Source organism: Pseudomonas sp. WS 5532, assembly GCF_012985445.1.
Classification (GTDB): Bacteria; Pseudomonadota; Gammaproteobacteria; order Pseudomonadales; family Pseudomonadaceae; genus Aquipseudomonas; species Aquipseudomonas edaphica.
Map to the genome: position 1 here is coordinate 43,341 of NZ_JAAQWK010000005.1, position 19,605 is coordinate 62,945.

At 62.1% G+C, this 19,605-nt stretch carries 17 protein-coding genes; 5 read left to right on the plus strand and 12 right to left on the minus strand.

Annotated elements, in window-relative coordinates; genetic code table 11:
• The first annotated feature begins 67 nt into the window (after positions 1-67).
• Together HBO23_RS10760 and HBO23_RS10765 are read left to right on the plus strand one after the other, a co-directional pair.
• Entirely contained in the window at positions 68-1,177 is a 1,110-nt protein-coding gene (locus HBO23_RS10760) for a DUF3182 family protein (RefSeq protein WP_170038020.1), read from the plus strand.
• On the plus strand, positions 1,167-1,922 hold the full coding sequence (locus tag HBO23_RS10765) for an alpha/beta fold hydrolase (protein WP_017135976.1): 756 nt from the start codon (positions 1,167-1,169) through the stop codon (positions 1,920-1,922). Before HBO23_RS10760 ends, HBO23_RS10765 begins: the two co-directional genes overlap by 11 nt.
• Positions 1,923-2,034: 112 nt before the next feature.
• Here the strand turns inward: HBO23_RS10765 and HBO23_RS10770 are convergent, their stop codons facing one another.
• The 3 genes from HBO23_RS10770 to HBO23_RS10780 are packed head-to-tail and all read right to left on the minus strand — an operon-like array spanning position 2,035 to position 5,019.
• Entirely contained in the window at positions 2,035-2,991 is a 957-nt protein-coding gene (locus tag HBO23_RS10770) for a lysylphosphatidylglycerol synthase domain-containing protein (protein ID WP_170038022.1), read from the minus strand.
• Complete coding sequence (clsB, locus tag HBO23_RS10775; RefSeq protein WP_169987436.1) at positions 2,981-4,243, minus strand: cardiolipin synthase ClsB; 1,263 nt, start codon at positions 4,241-4,243, stop codon at positions 2,981-2,983. Before clsB ends, HBO23_RS10770 begins: the two co-directional genes overlap by 11 nt.
• On the minus strand, positions 4,240-5,019 hold the full coding sequence (locus HBO23_RS10780; RefSeq protein ID WP_138449343.1) for an endonuclease/exonuclease/phosphatase family protein: 780 nt from the start codon (positions 5,017-5,019) through the stop codon (positions 4,240-4,242). Before HBO23_RS10780 ends, clsB begins: the two co-directional genes overlap by 4 nt.
• 241 nt (positions 5,020-5,260) lie before the next feature.
• Here HBO23_RS10780 and HBO23_RS10785 point away from each other — a divergent pair, with 241 nt between their 5' ends.
• Positions 5,261-7,369 carry a mechanosensitive ion channel domain-containing protein gene (locus HBO23_RS10785; RefSeq protein ID WP_056861905.1) on the plus strand — a complete coding sequence of 703 codons (2,109 nt, stop codon included), beginning with the start codon at positions 5,261-5,263 and terminating at the stop codon, positions 7,367-7,369.
• A gap of 112 nt (positions 7,370-7,481) precedes the next feature.
• Here the strand turns inward: HBO23_RS10785 and HBO23_RS10790 are convergent, their stop codons facing one another.
• Positions 7,482-11,729, minus strand: a complete 4,248-nt coding sequence (locus tag HBO23_RS10790; protein WP_170038024.1) for a DEAD/DEAH box helicase — start codon at positions 11,727-11,729, stop codon at positions 7,482-7,484.
• Positions 11,730-11,896: 167 nt separating this feature from the next.
• Between HBO23_RS10790 and HBO23_RS10795 the strand changes: the two genes are divergently transcribed.
• Positions 11,897-12,781, plus strand: a complete 885-nt coding sequence (locus HBO23_RS10795; protein WP_017135982.1) for a sugar nucleotide-binding protein — start codon at positions 11,897-11,899, stop codon at positions 12,779-12,781.
• 157 nt (positions 12,782-12,938) lie between these two features.
• Here the strand turns inward: HBO23_RS10795 and HBO23_RS10800 are convergent, their stop codons facing one another.
• The 5 genes from HBO23_RS10800 to HBO23_RS10820 form a co-directional block, all read right to left on the minus strand.
• Positions 12,939-13,637, minus strand: a complete 699-nt coding sequence (locus HBO23_RS10800) for an OmpW family outer membrane protein (RefSeq protein WP_017135983.1) — start codon at positions 13,635-13,637, stop codon at positions 12,939-12,941.
• A 95-nt stretch (positions 13,638-13,732) separates the two neighbouring features.
• Positions 13,733-14,254 (minus strand): DUF3299 domain-containing protein, encoded by a 522-nt coding sequence (locus HBO23_RS10805; RefSeq protein WP_017135984.1) that lies wholly within the window; start codon positions 14,252-14,254, stop codon positions 13,733-13,735.
• A gap of 11 nt (positions 14,255-14,265) precedes the next feature.
• Positions 14,266-15,531 (minus strand): ABC transporter permease, encoded by a 1,266-nt coding sequence (locus tag HBO23_RS10810; RefSeq protein WP_017135985.1) that lies wholly within the window; start codon positions 15,529-15,531, stop codon positions 14,266-14,268.
• Position 15,532: 1 nt separating this feature from the next.
• Positions 15,533-16,243, minus strand: a complete 711-nt coding sequence (locus HBO23_RS10815) for an ABC transporter ATP-binding protein (RefSeq protein ID WP_017135986.1) — start codon at positions 16,241-16,243, stop codon at positions 15,533-15,535.
• A gap of 149 nt (positions 16,244-16,392) precedes the next feature.
• Entirely contained in the window at positions 16,393-17,004 is a 612-nt protein-coding gene (locus HBO23_RS10820) for a DUF2796 domain-containing protein (RefSeq protein ID WP_170038026.1), read from the minus strand.
• A gap of 131 nt (positions 17,005-17,135) precedes the next feature.
• Between HBO23_RS10820 and HBO23_RS10825 the strand changes: the two genes are divergently transcribed.
• Positions 17,136-17,477, plus strand: coding sequence for a hypothetical protein (locus HBO23_RS10825; RefSeq protein WP_170038028.1), 342 nt, complete (start codon positions 17,136-17,138; stop codon positions 17,475-17,477).
• Here the strand turns inward: HBO23_RS10825 and trxA are convergent.
• The 3 genes from trxA to HBO23_RS10840 form a co-directional block, all read right to left on the minus strand.
• Positions 17,474-18,346 carry a thioredoxin gene (gene trxA / locus HBO23_RS10830; protein WP_170038030.1) on the minus strand — a complete coding sequence of 291 codons (873 nt, stop codon included), beginning with the start codon at positions 18,344-18,346 and terminating at the stop codon, positions 17,474-17,476. The two genes, HBO23_RS10825 and trxA, sit on opposite strands and share 4 nt — an antisense overlap.
• Positions 18,347-18,478: 132 nt before the next feature.
• A complete protein-coding gene (locus tag HBO23_RS10835; protein WP_017135990.1) occupies positions 18,479-19,135 on the minus strand; it encodes a 50S ribosomal protein L11 methyltransferase in 657 nt (218 codons plus the stop codon).
• A complete protein-coding gene (locus tag HBO23_RS10840) occupies positions 19,132-19,587 on the minus strand; it encodes a YbaY family lipoprotein (protein ID WP_056861914.1) in 456 nt (151 codons plus the stop codon). The genes HBO23_RS10835 and HBO23_RS10840 overlap by 4 nt, the downstream gene beginning before the upstream one ends.
• Between the last annotated feature and the right edge of the window lie 18 nt (positions 19,588-19,605).

Consider the following 19,605-nt stretch of genomic DNA (forward strand, 5'->3'; position numbering starts at 1 on the left):
GCCTTGCCTTGGCGTGATCCATGCAACCTTCCTCGCACACACATGGCAGGATCGCCAAGGGGGACGCATGACCCCGATTCAACGCAAAAAACGCGTAGTCGCCCACTCCACAAGAGAAGGGGCGCCGCAGCATGAAGTCGAAACCAATCGCGCCCTCGCGCGCTGGCTGGCGCAGATCCTTGGGCTTAAATTCGGCGGCAGCTATGACCCGCAGTTACACGCCGGTCTCGACTTGTATGTGTTACCCACCCAAACCCTGGTCGGTCCCGACCAAGCGCGGCCGCTCAATATCAAAGGGCCGGAAGATCTGTGGGGCGGTTATGTCGATCACGCATTCATCTGTACCAAAGCGATCACCCACGGCCTGCTGAGTCCTGACGCCACGGCGCCTGAAGGCTGGTCGCCAGCGTTCTGTGAGCGTGTGCGCACGGTTGTTCTCGACGGGCTCAGCGTGTTTGCCCTTGAAGACGCATTGCCTGCCGCCACGCGCTTGCTCTACAGCGGGCCGATTCGCATGAAACCGGTGCATGCCTGTGCCGGACGCGGCCAGGAAGTTATCCACAGCCTCGACGCATTCGAGGCTTTGCTGGCGCGACCCGAAGCGGCGCAGCTGTTCAACGACGGCGTAGTGCTGGAGCAGGATCTGCACGACGTCACCACCCACAGTGTGGGCCAGAGCTTTATCGGCGATCACGTGATCAGCTACTGCGGCGAGCAATACCTCACCCAGGACGGGCACGGTGAAGAGGTTTACGGCGGCTCGACCTTGCTGGTGGTGCCCGGTGGCTATGAAGATCTGCTTGAGCTCGATTTGCCCGACGATGTGCGCGAAGCCATCCAACAAGCCCAGGTCTTCGACAGTGCCGCCGATGAGGCCTACCCTGGTTTCTATGCCTCGCGGCGCAATTACGACATTGCCCAAGGCCTGGACAGTGACGGCCAACGCCGTAGTGGCGTGCTCGAACAATCCTGGCGCATGGGTGGGGCCAGCAGCGCGGAAGTCGCCGCGCTGCAAAGCTTTATCAATAACCCCGGCCTGCGGGCGATTCATGTGTCCTCGGTAGAGACCTATGTGGACCAACCGCTGCCGGCGCACGCTATTGAGGTGTATCGCGGCCCGGCCGAAAACAGCGACTTTCTTCTCAAGTATGTGACGGTTAAATCTTATGACGGCTAGAAGCGAAAGCATTGCGATCGATATCGACGACGAACAGATGAGCGGCACCTTCCTGAGCCCAAAATCCAAAGTCCCCGGCGTTTTGTTTGTGCACGGCTGGGGCGGTAGCCAGGAACGCGATCTTGAGCGCGCCAAGGGCATCGCCGGTTTAGGCTGCGTATGCCTGACTTTCGACCTGCGCGGCCACGCCGGCACCGGCATTCCCTTGTCCCGCGTCACCCGTGAAGACAACCTGCGCGATTTGCTGGCGGCCTATGATCGGCTGCTCTCACACCCCGCCATCGACACCTCGGCCGTGGCCGTGGTGGGCACCAGTTATGGCGGCTATCTGGCGGCGATTCTCACTTCATTGCGGCCGGTACGCTGGTTGGCGCTGCGCGTGCCGGCGTTGTATCGCGACCAGGAGTGGCTCAAGCCCAAGCGCGATCTGGATAAGGCCGACCTGATGGATTACCGCAGCACCCTGGTACACGCCGAGACCAATCGCGCCCTGCATGCCTGCGCCAAGTTCAGCGGTGATGTGTTGATCGTCGAGTCGGAAACCGACGACCATGTGCCCCATGCCACCATCATGAGTTACCGCGCGGCCTGCCAGAACACCCATTCGCTGACCCATCGGATCATCGATGGCGCCGATCATTCGTTGAGCGACCCGGTGTCGCAGCAGGCCTACACCTCGATCCTGGTGGACTGGATTACCGAGATGGTGGTGGGGGAGCGGTTGAGCATTATTCAGTCACGATAGTGGGGTGCCCTTTAGGGCCTCATCGCGGGCAAGCCCGGCTCCCACACTTGGAATGTATTGCAACCTGTGGGAGCGGGCTTGCCCGCGATGGCGATCGAACTGCCGACACCGTTCACGCCGGTGTTTTCTTGACCCGCAACGCCTTGGCCTTGGCCTCCACCGCCAGGTACATCACCAACGCCACCAGCAGCGGCAAAATAAAGTAGATCGCCCGGTAGGCAATCAGCCCTGCAAGCAAACTGCCCCGCGACGCCTCATGCTGCATCAGCCCGATAAACACTGCTTCCAGCACACCGAGCCCGGCGGGGATATGGGTGATCACCCCGGCAATCGCGCTGATCAGCAACACGCCCAATACCAGCGGGTAGTCCAGCTTGGCGGGCAGCAACGTAAAGATCACCGCCGCCATCAACGACCAATTCAACGCACCGAGTGCCAGTTGCAAACAAGCCATGCGCAACGACGGCAAGTTGATCTCGATGCCTTTGATCGACCACGCGCGTTTCTTTGCAAACTGGCAGGCCGCCAGATAACCCAGGCTGGCCAGCACCAACACCACGCCAATGCCTTGCAACGCGGCGCTGCTGACCTTCCAGCCCGGCGGCATGGTCACCAACCCACTGCTGAATACCCCTCCGGCCACAGCCATATAGCCAAACCAGTTGGTGGCCAGGCTCAGCCCAAGAATCTTGGCGATATTGCTGGTGCTCACCCCGAGCCGCGAGTACAGCCGATAGCGCATGGCAATGCCGCCGACCCACGCGCTCAGGTTGAGGTTAAAGGCATAGCTGATGATCCCGACCGGCAGGATCTGCTTCCAACGCAAATCCTGGCGAATGTAGGTGCGGCCGATCAGGTCGAAGCTGGCGTAGACAAGAAAGCTGCAGAGCGTCAGCCCACCGGCGATCAGCAGCGTGCGCAGCTTGAAGGCCGCCAGCGTTTGCAGCACTTCGCTCCAGTCGATGCGCCGCGCGAGCAGGATGAACAGCACAATCAGCAGCAGAAAAAACGCGAACGTCAGCGGTTTCTTCCAGCGCTTGAACCGCGAGCCGCCGCTTTCAGTGCTCATGGGCCTGGCTCTCGAATGGCTTGAGACGCGGTTTGTGTGCTGGCAGCCAGCCCGTCAGCGCGGGGAAGTGCCGCATGACATGGAACACCAAAAAGCCCACGGTCAATCGCCATAACCACAGGCGCGGCTTGCGGTTTTCCGGCATGGTCCGGCAATGATTGCGCGCCAGTGTTTCCAGGCTTTCGTACAGCTGTTGATTGAACGCGCGATCACGAATCAGCACGTTGGCTTCCAGGTTCAGCGACAGGCTCAATGGGTCCAGGTTGCTCGAACCCACAGTGCTCCAGTCGTCATCCACCAAGGCCACTTTGCCATGCAACGGGCGCTGGCAATACTCGTGAATCACTACGCCATCCTTGAGCAAATAGTCATACAGCATGCGCGCGGCGAGCTTGGCCAGCAGCACATCGGGTTGGCCCTGCATGATCAGTTGCACCTGTACGCCACGTCGCGCGGCATTGCGGATTTCACGCAGCAGGCGATAGCCTGGGAAGAAGTAGGCGTTGGCAATCACCACGCGTTTTTGCGCCTTGCTCAAGGCGTGTATATAGGCCTCTTCGATATCATCGCGATGTTGCAGGTTATCGCGATAAATCAGGCGCACCAGGCCGTCGTCGGTGTGCGTCGGCCACAGCGATGGCCGTTGCTGGCGCCGTCGCCAGCCGCGTCGCGTGCGCACCTGGCGGCCACTTTGGGCGAGGGCGAAATGATGCAGGTCCGCCACGGCCGGGCCGCTTACCTGCACGGCATAATCCTGCTTGGCTTCGGGGCCGAAATCACCCAAGTGGTCGGCAGAAAAATTGATCCCGCCGATAAACGCCACGGCGGCGTCCACCACCACAATCTTGCGGTGCAGGCGACGGAACCAGTTGGTGCGAATGCCCACTATCTTCGCTGCCGGGTCAAACATTTGCACCGTCACCCCGGCCTCGGCCAGCTCACTGAGAAAGGCAGGGCTCAGTTCGCCGCAGCCAAAGCCATCGAGGCTGACGATCACCTTTACGCCACGCTGCGCCGCCTCAATCAGGATGCCTTGCAGCTCATTGCCAACCTTGTCTTCGAACAGAATAAAGGTCTCCAGCAAGATCTCCCGCTGCGCCCGGCGCATGGCCTCGAAGACGGCGGGAAAGTACGCCTCGCCGTTCTCCAGCAGCTCAATGCGGTTGCCCGGTTGCCAGCCGTAATCCAGGTCGCGGGCCTTGGCATCATCCGGTGGCTGGTCGGTGGCAATGTGTTCCACGGCGACATTCATAGTTCGATCTCCACCGACAGCGGCACGTGGTCTGACAGGTGAGACCAGGGCCGCGTCGTCAGCGCCCTGGGGTTATGCACCTTCAGGTTACGCACATAGATGCGATCCAAAGGCAGCAATGGCAGGCGCGCCGGAAAGGTGCGCGCCGGTTTGCCATGGGCTTCGATAAACACTTCCCTGAGCCCGCTTTGGCTCAGGTCGGCCTTGTGGCGCCAGTCATTGAAATCACCGGCGACGATCAGCGCCGCGTCAGCCGGAATCTCGGCAATGCGCTGCTCCAGCAAACGCAATTGCTGCTGGCGATGCACCTCGCGCAGGCCCAGGTGCATGCAGATCGCATGCACCTCTTGGCCGCTGCCCGGCAAGCGCAGCACGCAATGCAGCAGGCCACGGCTTTCATGGCCGCTCTGGGAGATGTCGAGGTTGTCGTAGCGGATGATCTGGAATTTGGACAGCAGCGCGTTGCCGTGGTCGCCATGCGGGTAGACCGCGTTGCGGCCGTAGGCGAACTGCGGCCAGATGCTGTCGGCGAGGAACTCATACTGCGGCATCTTCGGCCAGTCGCTGTAACGCTGCGGGTGCCGCTCATGGGTGCCGTGGATTTCCTGCAGGAACACCATGTCGGCGCCCACGCTGCGCACCGCCTCACGCAACTCGGGCAGGATGAAGCGTCGGTTCAACGCGGTGAAACCCTTATGGATATTCACCGTCAGCACGGTGAAGCGGGTGATGGCGGTGCTGGGCGTAACGGGCACCCAGTCGGCAATCGCAGCCATGATCGCTCCTGTGGATAAGTAAAGGGTGAAGCCTGTGTTATTGGCTGATGTTATTGGCTGACTGCGGGTGTTGACGGAAAGTTTCGAGTGACCTACAGGCGGTGCTGTTAACCGATCGTTCCCACGCCCCGCGTGGTAACGCAGCCCGGGACGCTCCGCGTCCCATGGACGCAGAGCGTGGGAACGATCAGCGCTCAAACCCGTCAGTTCCTTACAGACCCTGCTGAAGGAGCCCGGTGTTTTGCTGAATCTAAAGACTGCATTACTGCTCGTCGCGCTGTTGGTGTGTGGCAATGGCGCGCTGCAAGCCGCGGCCGCGGCCCCTGCGGCAGCTGAGGCTCCAGCCAAGCCGGAGTTGCTGGTCGAAGGTGGCCTGCTCGGCGCCATCAGCTCCAGCATTGACGATGTGCAAGACAAACTCGACCTCAACCAGAACCTCATCGACGCCTGGCGCCTGCGCGCCGACCGTGCGGCGGATGAGGTCGGGCGGCTGGTCGATCAAACCGCGCAACGTTCGCCGTGGAGCGTGGCCGGGGACTTCCTGCTGCTGTCCGGGGTGTGGGTCGGCGCCTTTGCGGCGCTCACACTGCTGGGGCGCTTTAGCGTGCAACGCCTGGGTCGGCGGCGTTTCGTTGCACAGCGCGGGCGTCTGCAGGGCGTTCTTGGCTACGTGGTGCCCTACACGATTCCAGCCGTGATCTGCCTGCCGCTGACGCTTTACGTCAGCCACTTTTTACCCAGCTCCGTAGGCCGTGCGCTGGCGCTGTGTTTTGCCTATGCCACCAGCAGCGGCATCTTCTCGACGTCGATGCTGTTGTGCGTCATCGTCATGTTCAACGTCGGCCATAAACGCCCGGCCGTGCAGATCATTCGCAACTATTGCCCCAAGCCGCTGTTCCTGATCGGCTTTCTCGCCGCCCTCAGCGATGCCCTGACCAGCCCGCAGATCGCGCGCCAGTTGGGTGGCAATATCACCAGCAGCATCGCGGTGTTTACCGGCCTGTTCGCGGCGGTGATTTTCGGCGTGCTGGTGGTGCGCCTGCGCCGTCCGGTCGCGCATCTGATCCGCAATCGGCCGCTGGCCCAGCGCCTCAAACACCCGGCGCTGCAGCAATCGCTGCGAGTGTTTTCCGGGCTGTGGTATTGGCCGATTCTGTTGATGGTGCTGGTCTCGGCGATCAACCTGATCGGTGCCGGCGACGATAACCAGAAAGCTTTGCGTTGCGCGCTGTTCACCACGATTCTGTTGATCGGCACAGTGTTTCTCAGCACGGTGTTGCAACACCTGTTCAAGTCCCGCAGCCAGGTGGCGATCCAGCGCAGCAGCGCCTACAAAGAGCGCTTCCTCAGCCTGCTGCACGCAATACTGCGCATCGCCATGGCCATCGCGTTTATCGAAATTCTCGGGCGTATCTGGGGTGTATCGCTGTTCGAATTTGCCCAGCGTAACTCGGTAGGCCGGGCGATCAGCGATTCCCTCAGCAGCATTGGCCTGATCCTGCTGGTGACCTGGCTGTTCTGGGTGGTGCTCGACACGGCGATCCAGGAAGCCTTGAAGCCGCCGGTCAACAAGCGCTCCAGTCGCCAGCCCAGCACGCGAGTCAAAACCATCCTGCCGTTGTTGCGCAATGCGGTGAAGATCGTGCTGGTGGTGATCTGCGCGATCACCACCATGGCTAACCTGGGCATCAATGTCGCACCTCTGCTGGCCGGTGCCGGTGTGGTCGGTCTGGCCATCGGTTTTGGCTCCCAGCAGTTGGTGCAGGACGTGATCACCGGCCTGTTCATCATCATTGAAGACACGCTGTCGATCGGCGATTGGGTAGTGCTCGACTCCGGCCATGCCGGCACCGTGGAAGGCCTGACCATCCGCACCCTGCGCCTGCGAGACGGCAAGGGGTTTGTGCACTCGGTGCCGTTCGGGCAGATCAAGGCGGTCACCAACCAGTCGCGGCAGTTTGCCTATGCGTTCTTCTCGGTGCAGTTCACCTACGACACCGACGTGGACAAGGCTGTGGAGCTGATCCGTGAGGCGGGGCAGTCGATCCGCGACGATGTGTTCCTCAAGTACAACCTGCAAGGTCCGCTGGAAGTGTTCGGGGTCGACAAGATGGACCTCAACGGCGTGGTGCTGACGGCGCAGTTCCGTACCGTGTCGGGCGGGCAATATGCTGTGAGCCGCGCGTTTAACCAACGCCTGAAAAAACTTGTGGATAACTGTGATGAGGTGCACTTCGCGCAAACTTATCCACAGCAGGTTTGGCTGCCCAAGCGTTCGGCGCATGTGGATGAGGCGGGTGAGGAGGTGCCGGGTGCGGTGGTGGTGACCGAGCAGCACAGGCCTCAATGATGTAATGAATGTTCCGGCCTCATCGCAGGCAAGCCAGCTCCCACCGTTGGAATGCATTCCCCTGTGGGAGCCGGGCTTGCCCGCGATGAGGCCGGCAAGGTCAACAGAGGGTTCAGCGCCTGATCAACCTCTCCTGCACCGCCTGCAAATCCTCCTCCAGCAACACCTGCTGCTTACCCGCGACCATCACCGCCGCCGGCAAGCCATCGCGATACACAATCCGGTTACCACTCACCGCAGGCACTTTGCTGCCCGGTAGCAAGGTGCCCACCAGGTTCAACGGGTCCGCCCCGCACACCGCAATCAAACTGCCGTCATGTGGGCGACGGCGTACCTCGCGTAACAGGGGAATCGCCTCCGGCAACGCAAACTGTTCCCCCGCCAAACCACTCACAAACCGCCCGCCGCGAATCTCACCCCGCGCTTCCAGGCGATGGAAGGTGCGCAGCAATTCGCGCCAGCTTGGCAGCCAGTCGGGCTCCCGCTCCAGCAACCGCCAGAATACCACGCCATAACGGCGCAGCAGGGTCATCGCCACATGCTCCAGGGTCTCGGCCGAATGCGGGCCGGCGGCGCTGGGCGAGCGGCGCAACAAGGCCCAGCGCCCGGCGTCGTCCATGCCGCCAATAAACGCCCCGCGCCCACGCCGGCTACTGCGGGCCTGGCGTTTGCTGGCGGGCGTGGTCAAGGCTCGCAGCCCGGCAAAGCTGTCGGCATTCACCAGCCCTGCGCCCACCAGTTCCTGCAAGGCGGTTTCCAGTTCGCTGCGCATCAGATGGGCTTCGTGCACCAGTTCGTCGAAAAACAGCGCGCCGTGTTCACGCAGCGCCAGGTGGACTTTTTGCGCCTTGGGCGACAGCGTGGTGCTGTCGGTCGGTTCGGTCAGCCCGCTCCACAACGGCACTTGGCTGCGCGGCAGCAACACCACCGGCGTACTGCGCAGTGCCAGGGCACCGGCCTTGTTGCTCAGGCGCGTCCATACCAGTTTGCCGCTGCGGCACAGCTCGTCGAGCCAGGTGGAGGAATAGTTCTTGAGCCGCGCACTGAGCAAGTCGCTGTCCCAGGCCGAGGTGGCGGCGGCGTAACCTTCGAACTGCCCGACAATCTGCGGCAACATTGCGCTGCCCTGGCCACGGGTGCCGTCGGACAGGTGCTGCCAATCGAACAGAAAGCGCATGAAGTCCTGCAGCGCCACCGGCTCGATTTCCCGGCGCAGACGCTTGACTGTGTAGCGATGGATACGCGCGAGCAAATGCCGCTCGCACCATTGTTCCTGGGTGGCGCCGGGGCTGAAATGGCCGCGCAGCACATAGCCTTCCTGCTCCAGACGCGCGAGTGCCTGGCTGATATCCGCGACCGGCAGCGCCAACGGCGTGGCGATCTCGACCAGGCTCAATGGGCCGAAACCGCCGAGGCGCGCGCGCAGCACTTCGGCCAGTGCATCGTCAAAGGTCCAGGGCTCATCGAAGCCCGGCAACAACGGCAAGTCATTCGGATAGATCGCTTGCAGGCAACTCAGGCGTTCCACCGCTACCCACAGGCCATTGTCCAGTTGATGGGCGCGCCCGCCCTTGGCCAAGGCATGCAACCACTCGGCCCATTGCGGCGTGACTTCGTTGTCGGCGATACAGGCCAGGCTCATCAGCGCTTCATGCATTTCATCCAGGCCATTGGGCGCGGGCCAGGCTTCTTCACGCACGCCGGCAATAGCCTCGGCGTCCAGCGCGCCGAGGTCGTCGGTACTGCGAGGGTCGCTCCAGCGACGGTTGAGCACGGCCTGGGTGCGGCGCTCTTCCAATGGCGCGTCGTCGAGAAAGGTGTAGGGCCGCGCGCTGAGAATTTCGGCGGCCATGGGCGAGGGCGCAGGCAGGTCGCGGCTGATCAGGCGCACTTCGCCGCGCTCCATGCGCCGCAACAGCGTCAGCCAACCTTCGCTGTCCATGGCTTCGTGCAGGCAGTCGTCGAGGGTTTGCTCAACCAGCGGGTGTTCGGGTACTTCGCGTTCACCGGCGAGGTTTTCCAGGCAGGCAATCTGGTCGGGAAACACGCTGGCGATCAGGTCTTCGCTTTTCATGCGCTGGATCTGCGGCGCCACCTTGCGCCCGCCGGTGTAGCGCGGCAACGCCAGGGCCACACCGGCATTCCAGCGCCAGCGCACGCCAAACAGCGGTGCATCCAATACGGCCTGAATCAGCAGGTGTTCGGCGCTGTTGCTGTTCACATAGCGCCACACTTCATCCAGCTCAAAACTGTGGCTGGTGGACAGCGACAGCACGATTGCATTCTCACTGGCGGCTGCCTGCAATTCAAAGTTGAACGTGCGGCAAAAACGCTTGCGCAGCGCCAGACCCCACGCACGGTTGATGCGGCTGCCGAACGGCGTGTGGATGATCAACTGAGTGCCGCCGGACTCATCGAAAAACCGTTCCATGATCAATGTGTCCTGGGACGGTAATGCGCTCAGCGCCAGGCGCGCACGGGCCAGGTAATCAAGGATCTGCTCGGCGCTGGCGCGGTTCAGGCCAAGGCTGGCGGTGAGCCAGTCTTGCGCGGGTTGCAGGTCACCGGGCGTGGTGCTGAGCAGAGCGTCCAACTGCCCCTGAAAACGTGCGACTGCCGACGACAACTCGTTGCTGCGCCCCGGTGCTTCACCCAGCCAGAAGGGGATGGTCGGCGGCTGGCCGTGGGCATCTTCGACGCGCACCTTGCCGCTTTCTACCCGCAGGATTCTATAGGACGTATTACCGAGCTGAAAGATATCCCCGGCGATGCTCTCCACCGCGAAGTCTTCGTTGACGCTGCCGATGTTCAGGCTCTGAGGCTCCAGCAATACGCTGTAGTCGGCGTTGTCGGGGATGGTGCCACCGCTGGTCACGGCGGTGAGTTTGGCGCCACGGCGGGCGCGCAGGGTGTGGGTCACGGCGTCACGGTGCAGGTAGGCACTGCGGATGCCCTGGCGGCCGTTATAGCCGTCGGCGAGCATGTGCAGCAGCGCCTGGTAGTGGCGTTCATCGAGTGCGGCGTAGGGTGAGGCGCGACGGATGAGGTCCAGCAATGCCTGTTCCGGCCATTCGCGGGCGCTGACTTCGGCGATGATTTGTTGGGCCAGCACGTCCAGCGGGGCGATGGGGATGTGCAAGGTGTCCAGTTCGCCGCGCCGCACGCAGTCGAGCAGGGCGGCGCATTCGATCAAATCATCACGGGTGGTGGCGAACAGTCGCCCCTTGGGCGTGCCGCCGACCTGGTGACCGGAACGCCCGACCCTTTGCAGAAAACCGTTGATGGAACCGGGCGAGCCGATCTGGCACACCAGGTCGACCTCACCGATATCAATCCCCAACTCCAGCGACGCGGTGGCGATCAGCACTTGCAGTTCACCGGCCTTGAGCCGTTGCTCGGCGTCCAGGCGCAGCTCTTTGGCCAGGCTGCCGTGGTGCGCGGCCACAGCGGTCTTGCCCAAACGCTCGCTCAAGTGCCGGGCCAAGCGTTCGGCCAGGCGCCGGGTGTTGACAAACACCAGCGTAGTGCGGTGTTCGCGGGCCAGCGTGGCGAGGCGGTCGTAAACCAATTCCCACACATCGTTGGCCATCACCGCCGAGAGCGGCACTGGTGGTACTTCGATATCCAGGTCGCGGGGGCGCGCGTGGCCGATATCGACGATGGCGCACTCACGCCCGCTGCCGACCAAAAATCGCGACACCGCCTCGATAGGCTTTTGCGTGGCCGACAGGCCGACGCGGGTCAATGGCTCGCTGCATAACCCTTGCAGGCGCTCCAGGCTCAGAGCCAGGTGGCTGCCGCGCTTGCCGGCGGCGATGGCGTGGATTTCGTCGACGATCACCGTGCGCGTGCTGGCCAGCATCTGCCGACCGGAGTCCGAGCCCAGCAGCACGTAGAGCGATTCCGGTGTGGTGACGAGGATATGCGGCGGCCGTTTGCGCATGAGTGCGCGGTCTTTTTGCGGGGTGTCGCCGGTACGCACGGCGGTGCGGATAGTCAGCGGTGGCAAACCCAGCGCCTGCAATTGCGCGGTGATGCCGGCCAGCGGGTTTTGCAGGTTGATCTGGATATCGTTGGACAGCGCCTTGAGCGGCGACACGTACACCACCAGCGTTTCGTCCGGCAGTTGCCCACCGTTGGCCAAGCTTTGATGCACCAGGTCATCGAGCACCGCCAGGAACGCGGTCAGGGTTTTGCCGGAGCCTGTGGGCGCGGCGATCAAGGTTGATCGGCGTTGGCGGATCAGCGGCCACGCCTGGGCCTGGGCGCCGGTCACCGAGGGAAAAGTGTTGCCAAACCAGGCACTGACGGCGGGGTGGAAGCCGTCCAATACCGTGTCGGTTGATTCGGGAAGGTTCATCTATTGATTGATACTGCCCATTCCAACAAGTTGCAATCAGGTACTTTGTCCGTGACGGTTGCGCTACAAACCCGCAAAATGCAACGATTCTGGCAACAACCTACGGCAAGGCGCACACGCCTGCCGATAATAACCATCGTTCCAAACAGACCGGGCCTGCTCAATCTATGCGAATGCGCCTTATGTTACTGGGCGGCGGGAATGCCCTCGGGCAGGCGCTGATTCGCCTCGGTGCAGAGGAAGACATCGGTTTCCTCGCACCTAAACCGCCCCAAGACGGCTGGGATGCCGCGAGCCTCACCCAATTGCTCGACGACACCCGTCCCGATGCGCTGATCAACCTCGCCTACTATTTCGACTGGTTCCAGGCCGAAGCGGTCAGCGAAACACGTTTGGCCGCCCAGGAGTTCGCCATCGAACGCCTGGCCGAACTGTGCCAGCACCACAACATCACCTTGCTGCAACCGTCCAGCTACCGCGTGTTCGATGGCTCCCGCGCCACCGCCTACAGCGAAAAAGACGAGCCGGTGCCCCTGGGCCTGCGCGGTCAGGCGTTATGGCGGATCGAGCAGAGCGTGCGCGCCACTTGCCCGCAACATGTGCTGCTGCGCTTTGGCTGGCTGCTGGATGACAGTGTCGATGGCACCCTCGGGCGCTTCCTGGCCCGTGCCGAGAAGCCGGATGAATTGCTGATGGCCGATGACCGGCGCGGCAACCCGACGCCGGTGGACGATGCGGCGCGGGTGATCATTTCGGTGCTCAAGCAACTTGATTGTGCGGCGCCGCTGTGGGGCACCTATCATTACGCTGGCCACGAAGCGACCACGCCGTTGGCGCTGGGGCAGGCGATCCTTACTGAAGCGCGCAATTTCCATCCGCTGGCGATCGAATCTCCCACCGCCCAGGCCCACGCGGCCCGGCCGGATGCGGCGGACGAGCCGCAGCACGCGGTGCTGGCCTGCAAGAAAATCCTCCACACCTTCGGCATCAAACCACGGGCGTGGCGGGCGGGGTTGCCGGCGTTGCTGGATCGGTTCTACCGACATAGCTGAAGGCAACACAAAAAAATGTGGGAGCTGGGCTTGTGTGGGAGCTGGCTTGCCTGCGATAGCATCACCCCGGTATCACTGATACACCGAGGTGCCTGTATCGCGGGCAAGCCCGACTCCCACACAAGCCCAGCTCCCACATTGGGTTATGCCGTGTTGTTTAGAACTTGTAACCAATACCCACCATGTAAACCATCGGGTCAACATCCACATTGACCTTGGCGCGTGTGCCTTGGCCCAGCGCATTGTTATCCACAGTCGCCTTGGTGCTGATGTCGATGTAACGCGCCTGGGCGTTGATCATCCACTTGTCGTTGATCATGTAGTCGGCGCCGATCTGCGCGGCCCAGCCCCAGGAGTTTTCAGCCTTGAAGTTGCTGAAGCCAGCTTGTTCGGCGCGGCTGCCAACGTGCTCGTCGTAGATCCAGGTGTAGTTGATACCGGCGCCTACATACGGCTGGAACGCGGACTTGTTGTCCAGCGGGTAGTACACGACGCTCAAGGTCGGCGGCAGGTGCTTGAGCGTACCGAGCTTGCCGTTGGCGGCGCCCAGGGCGGTGTTCTTGATCTTCACGTCATGCTCGAACGGCGTGGCGGCCAGCAGTTCGATACCGATGTGGTTGGTGATCATGTAGGCGAAGTTGAGGCCCAGTTGGGTGTCGCTGCTCATGGTCGCTTTGCCGCCCAGGTTGGTGCCGGCCAATGGCCCCTGGTCAACCTTCACATGGCCGCTGTCTGCTTTCGGGTTCACGGTGATTGCACCGGCGCGAATCAGAATATCGCCGGCTTCGTGAGCGTGTGCGACAGGGGCGGCGAGGGCGAGCGCGAAGAGGGACGCGCCGAGCAGAGACTTGTTCATGGGAGCTCCAAAAGGACGTTTAAAAGTTGTACGTCCAATGGTAAAGATCGTTCCGTCCGATCTTTTGACTCAGCTCAATGAAAGCTCGATCAGCGTTACTCCTGCAGTTCGTAGACGTAAATCTTCTCGGCATCCATCTGGTAACCGGCGTCGGCCAGCTCACTGGAAGACGGTTTGACCTGCATCGCACCTTCGATCCAATACGGCTGATACAGCTCATCAAGCTTCACGCCGACTTCGCTTTTTACATGCACGATCTGGTTCGACGGCGGCGGCGGTACGTGGATGCACGCGCCGAAATACGGCACCAGCAAAAACTCGGTGGTGCGGCCTTCTTCGCTGACTTCCAGCGGCACGATATAGCCCGGCAAACGGATGTGCTTGCCGTTCAGGCTCTGCACCACTGGCGCGTTGGGCAGTTCCTGTTTGGCCGCAGGCGCGGCCTCGACCGAAAGCGCATCGGCCATGTTCGACAGGTCGTGCAGCGGTTTCATGTTGGGGACTTCCGGCGGCGCGTCCGGCGGGATCATTTCCTGCCACGACAGGTCCTTGGGCTGCTCGTCGGCCCAGGCGGGCACCACCACCAGCAGCAACAGCGCAAACAGGGCACGATGCATCGACAGCTTCCTCATAAACGTATGGACAGGCCATCGGCCAACGATTGCCGATAGGCGCGCCACGCGGGCACGCTGCCCATCAACAGCGCGGCGGCCAGGATACCGATGAGCAAGGTCCATTCATATTCGCTCGGCCACGACATCGGCAGGTCCAGGCCGTAGTTGGCCTGCAAATACCCGCGCGACGCGGCGATGCACACGTACAGCAGACCCACGCCCGCCACGACGCCCGACAAAGCCAGCGCGAAGGCTTCGAAGATCAGCAGGGTCGCAATGTGCCAGGGGCGTGCGCCCACCGAGCGCAAAATCGCCATCTCGCGGCGGCGTTCATTGAGGCTGGTGAGGATTGCCGTAAGCATACCGATCAAGCCCGTCAGCACCACGAACAGCGAGATCACGAACAGCGCTTTTTCGGCGGTGCCCATCATGCTCCACAGCTCTTGCAGCGCCACGCCCGGCAGGATCGCCAGCATCGGCTCGCCACGGAACTCATTGATCTCGCGTTGCAGCGCGAAGGTGGAAATCTTGTTGTTCAGGCCGAGCATAAACGCAGTGATCGCTTGCGGCGTGAGGTCCATATTGCGTGCCTGGTCGGCACTGATACGGCCTTTGCCCTGGGCCGGCACGCCGTTGTGCCAGTCGATATGGATCGCCTCCATACCGCCGAGGCTGATGTGCAGCGTGCGGTCCACCGGCGTGCCGGTGCGCTTGAGAATGCCGACCACGGTAAACGGTTTGTCGTCGTGTTTGACCAGGCTAACCACTGCTACACCGTGGGCCAGCACCAGCTTGTCGCCGAGCTTGTAGTGCAGCGCATCCGCCACTTCGGCGCCGAGCACCACTTCGAATGGGTCAGTGGCGAAAGCACGGCCGCTGGCCAGTTCGAGGTTCTGCTTGCGGCCATATTGGTAATGCTCGAAGTAGGACGCGTTGGTGCCCATCACGCGATAGCCACGGTGCGAGTCGCCGAGGGAAATCGGGATCGCCCATTTCACCTGCGGGCTGGCGGCGAAGTGCTCGAAGCTGTCCCAACGGATGTTATTGGTGGCGTTGCCGATGCGGAACACCGAATACAGCAGCAAGTTGACCGAGCCGGAGCGGGCGCCAACGATCAGGTCAGTGCCGCTGATGGTGCTGGCGAAACTGTTGCGCGCCTCAACACGCACGCGTTCAACGGCGAGCAACAGGCACACCGAAAGGGCGATGGCGAAGGCAGTGAGAATCGCGGTAAAGCGGCGGTTAGCCAGGCTGGCCATGGCTAGACGGAACAGATACATCTCAAACCTCTGCGGGCGTGGCGGCGCGATTGAGTTCGGCCAGCGACAGGTGGCGGTCGAACAGCGGCGCGAGGCTCTGGTCATGGCTGACGAATAACAGACTGGCGCCTGCTTCGCGGCATTCGGCGAACAGCAGCTGAATGAACGCTTCGCGGGCGTCGTAATCGAGGGCTGAGGTGGGTTCGTCGGCGATCACCAGTTCCGGTTGGCCGATCAACGCACGGGCGGCGGCCACGCGTTGTTGCTGGCCGATGGACAGCGAGTCGGCACGGCGTTCCAGCAGGTCTTTGTCCTTCAAGCCCAAATGCGCCAGCAAGGTCGCGGCGGCCTGGTCGACGCTGCCGTGTCGCTGAGTCGCCCGCTGCGCACGCAGCCTGGAAAAGTGACACGGCAGTTCGACGTTCTCGCGCACTGAGAGAAACGGCAACAGGTTGAATTGCTGAAAAATATAGCCGGTGTGATCGACGCGGAAGCGGTCGCGGGCACCGGCCGAGAGTTCGGTCAGCTCCTGGCCGAGCAGGCGAATGCTGCCACGGCTGGGTTTCTGAACACCGCCCAACAGCCCGAGCAAGGTGGTTTTGCCACTGCCGCTCGGGCCTTTGAGAAACAAGGTTTCCCCCGCTTCCAGGCGGAACGCGGGGATATCCAGCAACTGCGGGTGGCCGGGCCAGTTGAAGCCCAGGTCAGACAGTTCGATCAGTGCTTGGGTCATGTGAAATCAATATCGCCTGGTTGTAGAGCGTGGCGCCGATCCAATGTGGGAGCTGGCTTGCCTGCGATGACGGCGGCACATTCAATATCGATGTGTCTGTTATACCGCTATCGCAGGCAAGCCAGCTCCCACATTGACCGTGTTTCAAATCAGAATTTAAGAGTGGCGGTCGTGGCCGTCGCTTCAACACCTTGCTGGCCGCTTGGGCCGATCAGTTGTACCTGAATCTTCTGGGTGGCAGGGAAGGTCTTGAACACTTGGGTCAGGTCGAGGTTGCTCAGCGCGGTCGGCGTGGCGCAGGTGAACTGGTAGTGCGCGTGGATTTCGCTGTGGTCGTGATGATGTTCGTGGGCGGCAGTGCCTTTGCCGTCGGTGGCGTGGTCGTCATCGTCCTCATCATGGTCGGCTTCAGGCTTATCGCCAAACAACGGGCTGTTGAGTTCCTGGGTGCTGATCACACAACCGGCAGATTTGGGCAGCTTGAACAGCGCCTGTGGGTTTTCCAGCTGCTTGCGTGCGGCGGCGACCTTGGCTTTGTCGGCAGGCGTGGTGGCCTTGTGTTCAAAGCCCACAAGGTTCATGGCCGGGCTGTCGAATTCCAGCTCAAGCGCCTGGCCGTCGAGTACCGCATTGAGGCGGCCGACACCATGTTCGTGGGCACCGAGGCTGCCGTGTTCATGCTCATGATCGTGTTCATCGGAGGCGTGGGCGATGGCCAGGGGCAGCAGGGCAAACGGCAAGGCAAGCAGCAGACGGCGCATGAGAAGGCTCCATAAGATGAAAGTTTTGTTATGTGATCTTATAACAATATTCGCGCCAGTTTGAACGCCCGCTTGGCGTTGCGCAAGTCGCGTGGGAGCATGCGGGTCGGAAAACTGCGGGAGTAAGAGCGATGTTGCGAATTCGTGGAACCGTCGGTGACTTGCCGGTGGATTTGACCCTGGAACTCGATGACGGCGATTGGGCGCGCCTGGGCGAGCACTTGCAGGCAACTCCGGCGCCGAGCGCGCCGGCTGTTGCGCCGGTCAAACACAACGATGATTTGTGGCAGAACGCCCAGGATCTGTTGCGCAAGGCCGGGCAACTTAATGGGCTTGAGTTGCTTGATCAGCTTGAAGGCTTGGCCGGTGATGCAGTCTCAGGCAAACGCCTGCTGGTACGGCTGCGCCACAGTGCCAGTGTGAAAGTGGCCAGCGGCGGGGATACGCCGCTGTACAGCTGGATCGGCGATTAATACAGCGCGGCGAACAACTTGCGACGGTACACCGTGACCAGCGGGTGGTCATTGCCCAGCAGTTCGAACACCTGCAGCAACGTCTTGTGCGGCAGGCCTTCGCTGTAGCTGCGGTTGCGGATAAACAGCTTGAGCAGGCCTTCCAGCGCGGCGTCGTATTGCTGGCGCGCCAGTTGCTGAATCGCCAGTTGATAGGCTGCTTCATCGTCCTGCGGGTCTTGCGCCAGGCGGCTTTTCAAGTCGGCGGCATCCGGCAGGTCGGCGGCCTGGCGCAGGAAGGTGATTTGCGCCTTGGCGCCGGCGAGGGCGGCTTTGTGATCGTCGCTTTTCACCGCGTCGAGCACGGTTTGGGCTTCGCTCAGTTCGCCGCGTTCGGCCAGGCAGCGTGCATACAGAATCAGCGCGGCGGCGTTGGTGTTGTCCTCGCCCAGCAGCGCCACCAGCACCGCTTCGGCATCGCTGATACGGCCTTCGGCAAACAACGCCTGGGCCTGCTCCAGCGGGTCAGCCGCCTTCGGTGGCGGCATCTTCACGTGGGGCTCGAGCATCGCTCGCACGGCCGACTCCGGCTGCGCCCCGGCAAATCCATCCACCGGCTGGCCGTCCTTGAACAGCACCACCGTGGGCAGGCTTTGAATGCCAAAACGCGCGACGATGTCCTGCTCGGCCTCGCAATCGACCTTGGCCAGCAGCAACTCGCCCTGATAACTCTCGGCAATTTTCGCCAGCATCGGCATCAATGCCTTGCACGGCGCGCACCACTCGGCCCAGAAATCCACCAGCACGGGTTTTTCGAATGAGTTCTGAATCACTGCCTGGTCGAACGTAGCAGTGGTGGCGTCGAAGATGTACGGCGTGGGCTCACTCATGGGGCGTCTCGAATAAAGCGGGAATGGGGCAACTATAAGGGCTGGCGAGGTTGGCTGAAAGCATGATGAGTTCAAGCCAGCCCCTACTGGAGAATGCGCTCAACTGTGGGAGCTGGCTTGCCCGCGATGGCCTCAAGCGCGCCGCGAATGGTACAGGCTCACTTTGCGAAACTCCCAAGGCTCGGCCAGGTCCGGCAGCGTCAGCGCATCGAGGATGTCCAGGCGCTGATACGCCGGGTGCTGGAAGTCGCGCACCCGGGAGTCGGCCACCAGCGCTTCATGGCCACGCGTCAGGAAGTGGTCGAGCAGCGGCAGGTTGGCACGGTCGTAGAGCACGTCGGCCACCAGGATCAGGTCGAAGCGGTCGGCCTCGGCAAAAAAGTCGGCTGAATAACTCAGCGCTACACCATTGAGTTCGGCGTTTGCCCGGCAAGCGGCCAAAGCCAGCGGGTCGAGGTCGCAGGCCACCACTTCCAGCGCGCCCGCTTTAACCGCAGCAATCGCAGCCACACCGGAACCTGCGCCAAAATCCAGCACGCGTTTGCCCGCCACCCACTCGGGATTCGCTGCCAGGTAGCGCGCCAGTGCCAAACCGCTGGCCCAGCAAAAACTCCAGTACGGCGGTTCATGCAGGATGCGCCGGGTCTCTTCCTGGCTGAAGGCACGGTCCATGTTGCCTGCGTCCAGCAGCCACAACGACAGCTCGGTGCCCGGCAGCGGGCAGGGCACCAGTTGTGCGTCGCCGATCAGTTCGCTCAGGGCGCGTTGCAGGCCCAGCGGTGGCGTCATGGTGCCCGGACGAGTTGCAGAGGGCCGGTGGTCTGGGTGATCGCCTGGGTGATACGCACCGCAGGCAGGTGCAGGATCAACTGGCCGGACTGGCTGGCGCGACCGCGCAGTTCAACCCGTGCACCGGCTGGGAAAGCCTCTGGGTTAAAACGCAAGCGGAAGGCCAGGGGCTTGCCGTTGCCGGTGAGTACGCTGCTGGCGAGCAGTTGTTGCGGGCGGTTGCGCTCATCGATTACCAGCAGGGCCAGTTCGACTTCGGCATTGGCTGGCACGCCATTCAGAGTGCCGTTGATTTCCCGCTGGTAAGCCGGCAAGGGGCCGAGGTCTTCAATGCCGGGGACTTTTTTCTCTTGGGCAGGCGCGGGTTGTGGTGTCGACGGTTTTGGGGCTTCGCTGCTACAGGCGACCAGAAAACTGAACAGGGCGAGTAAAACAAGTGGTCGTAACTGCATGTACGGCTCCAGAAAGGA

Coding starts and splice junctions, on each gene's coding strand:
- HBO23_RS10780 (WP_138449343.1), bottom strand. CDS start 5,019: ATGGCTGCGATTGCCGACTGGGTGCCCGTTACGCCCAGCACCGCCATC.
- trxA (WP_170038030.1), bottom strand. CDS start 18,346: ATGAGTGAGCCCACGCCGTACATCTTCGACGCCACCACTGCTACGTTC.
- HBO23_RS10765 (WP_017135976.1), top strand. CDS start 1,167: ATGACGGCTAGAAGCGAAAGCATTGCGATCGATATCGACGACGAACAG.
- clsB (WP_169987436.1), bottom strand. CDS start 4,243: ATGAATGTCGCCGTGGAACACATTGCCACCGACCAGCCACCGGATGAT.
- HBO23_RS10810 (WP_017135985.1), bottom strand. CDS start 15,531: ATGTATCTGTTCCGTCTAGCCATGGCCAGCCTGGCTAACCGCCGCTTT.
- HBO23_RS10815 (WP_017135986.1), bottom strand. CDS start 16,243: ATGACCCAAGCACTGATCGAACTGTCTGACCTGGGCTTCAACTGGCCC.
- HBO23_RS10805 (WP_017135984.1), bottom strand. CDS start 14,254: ATGCATCGTGCCCTGTTTGCGCTGTTGCTGCTGGTGGTGGTGCCCGCC.
- HBO23_RS10790 (WP_170038024.1), bottom strand. CDS start 11,729: ATGAACCTTCCCGAATCAACCGACACGGTATTGGACGGCTTCCACCCC.
- HBO23_RS10825 (WP_170038028.1), top strand. CDS start 17,136: ATGTTGCGAATTCGTGGAACCGTCGGTGACTTGCCGGTGGATTTGACC.
- HBO23_RS10760 (WP_170038020.1), top strand. CDS start 68: ATGACCCCGATTCAACGCAAAAAACGCGTAGTCGCCCACTCCACAAGA.
- HBO23_RS10835 (WP_017135990.1), bottom strand. CDS start 19,135: ATGACGCCACCGCTGGGCCTGCAACGCGCCCTGAGCGAACTGATCGGC.
- HBO23_RS10800 (WP_017135983.1), bottom strand. CDS start 13,637: ATGAACAAGTCTCTGCTCGGCGCGTCCCTCTTCGCGCTCGCCCTCGCC.
- HBO23_RS10820 (WP_170038026.1), bottom strand. CDS start 17,004: ATGCGCCGTCTGCTGCTTGCCTTGCCGTTTGCCCTGCTGCCCCTGGCC.
- HBO23_RS10770 (WP_170038022.1), bottom strand. CDS start 2,991: ATGAGCACTGAAAGCGGCGGCTCGCGGTTCAAGCGCTGGAAGAAACCG.
- HBO23_RS10840 (WP_056861914.1), bottom strand. CDS start 19,587: ATGCAGTTACGACCACTTGTTTTACTCGCCCTGTTCAGTTTTCTGGTC.
- HBO23_RS10795 (WP_017135982.1), top strand. CDS start 11,897: ATGCGAATGCGCCTTATGTTACTGGGCGGCGGGAATGCCCTCGGGCAG.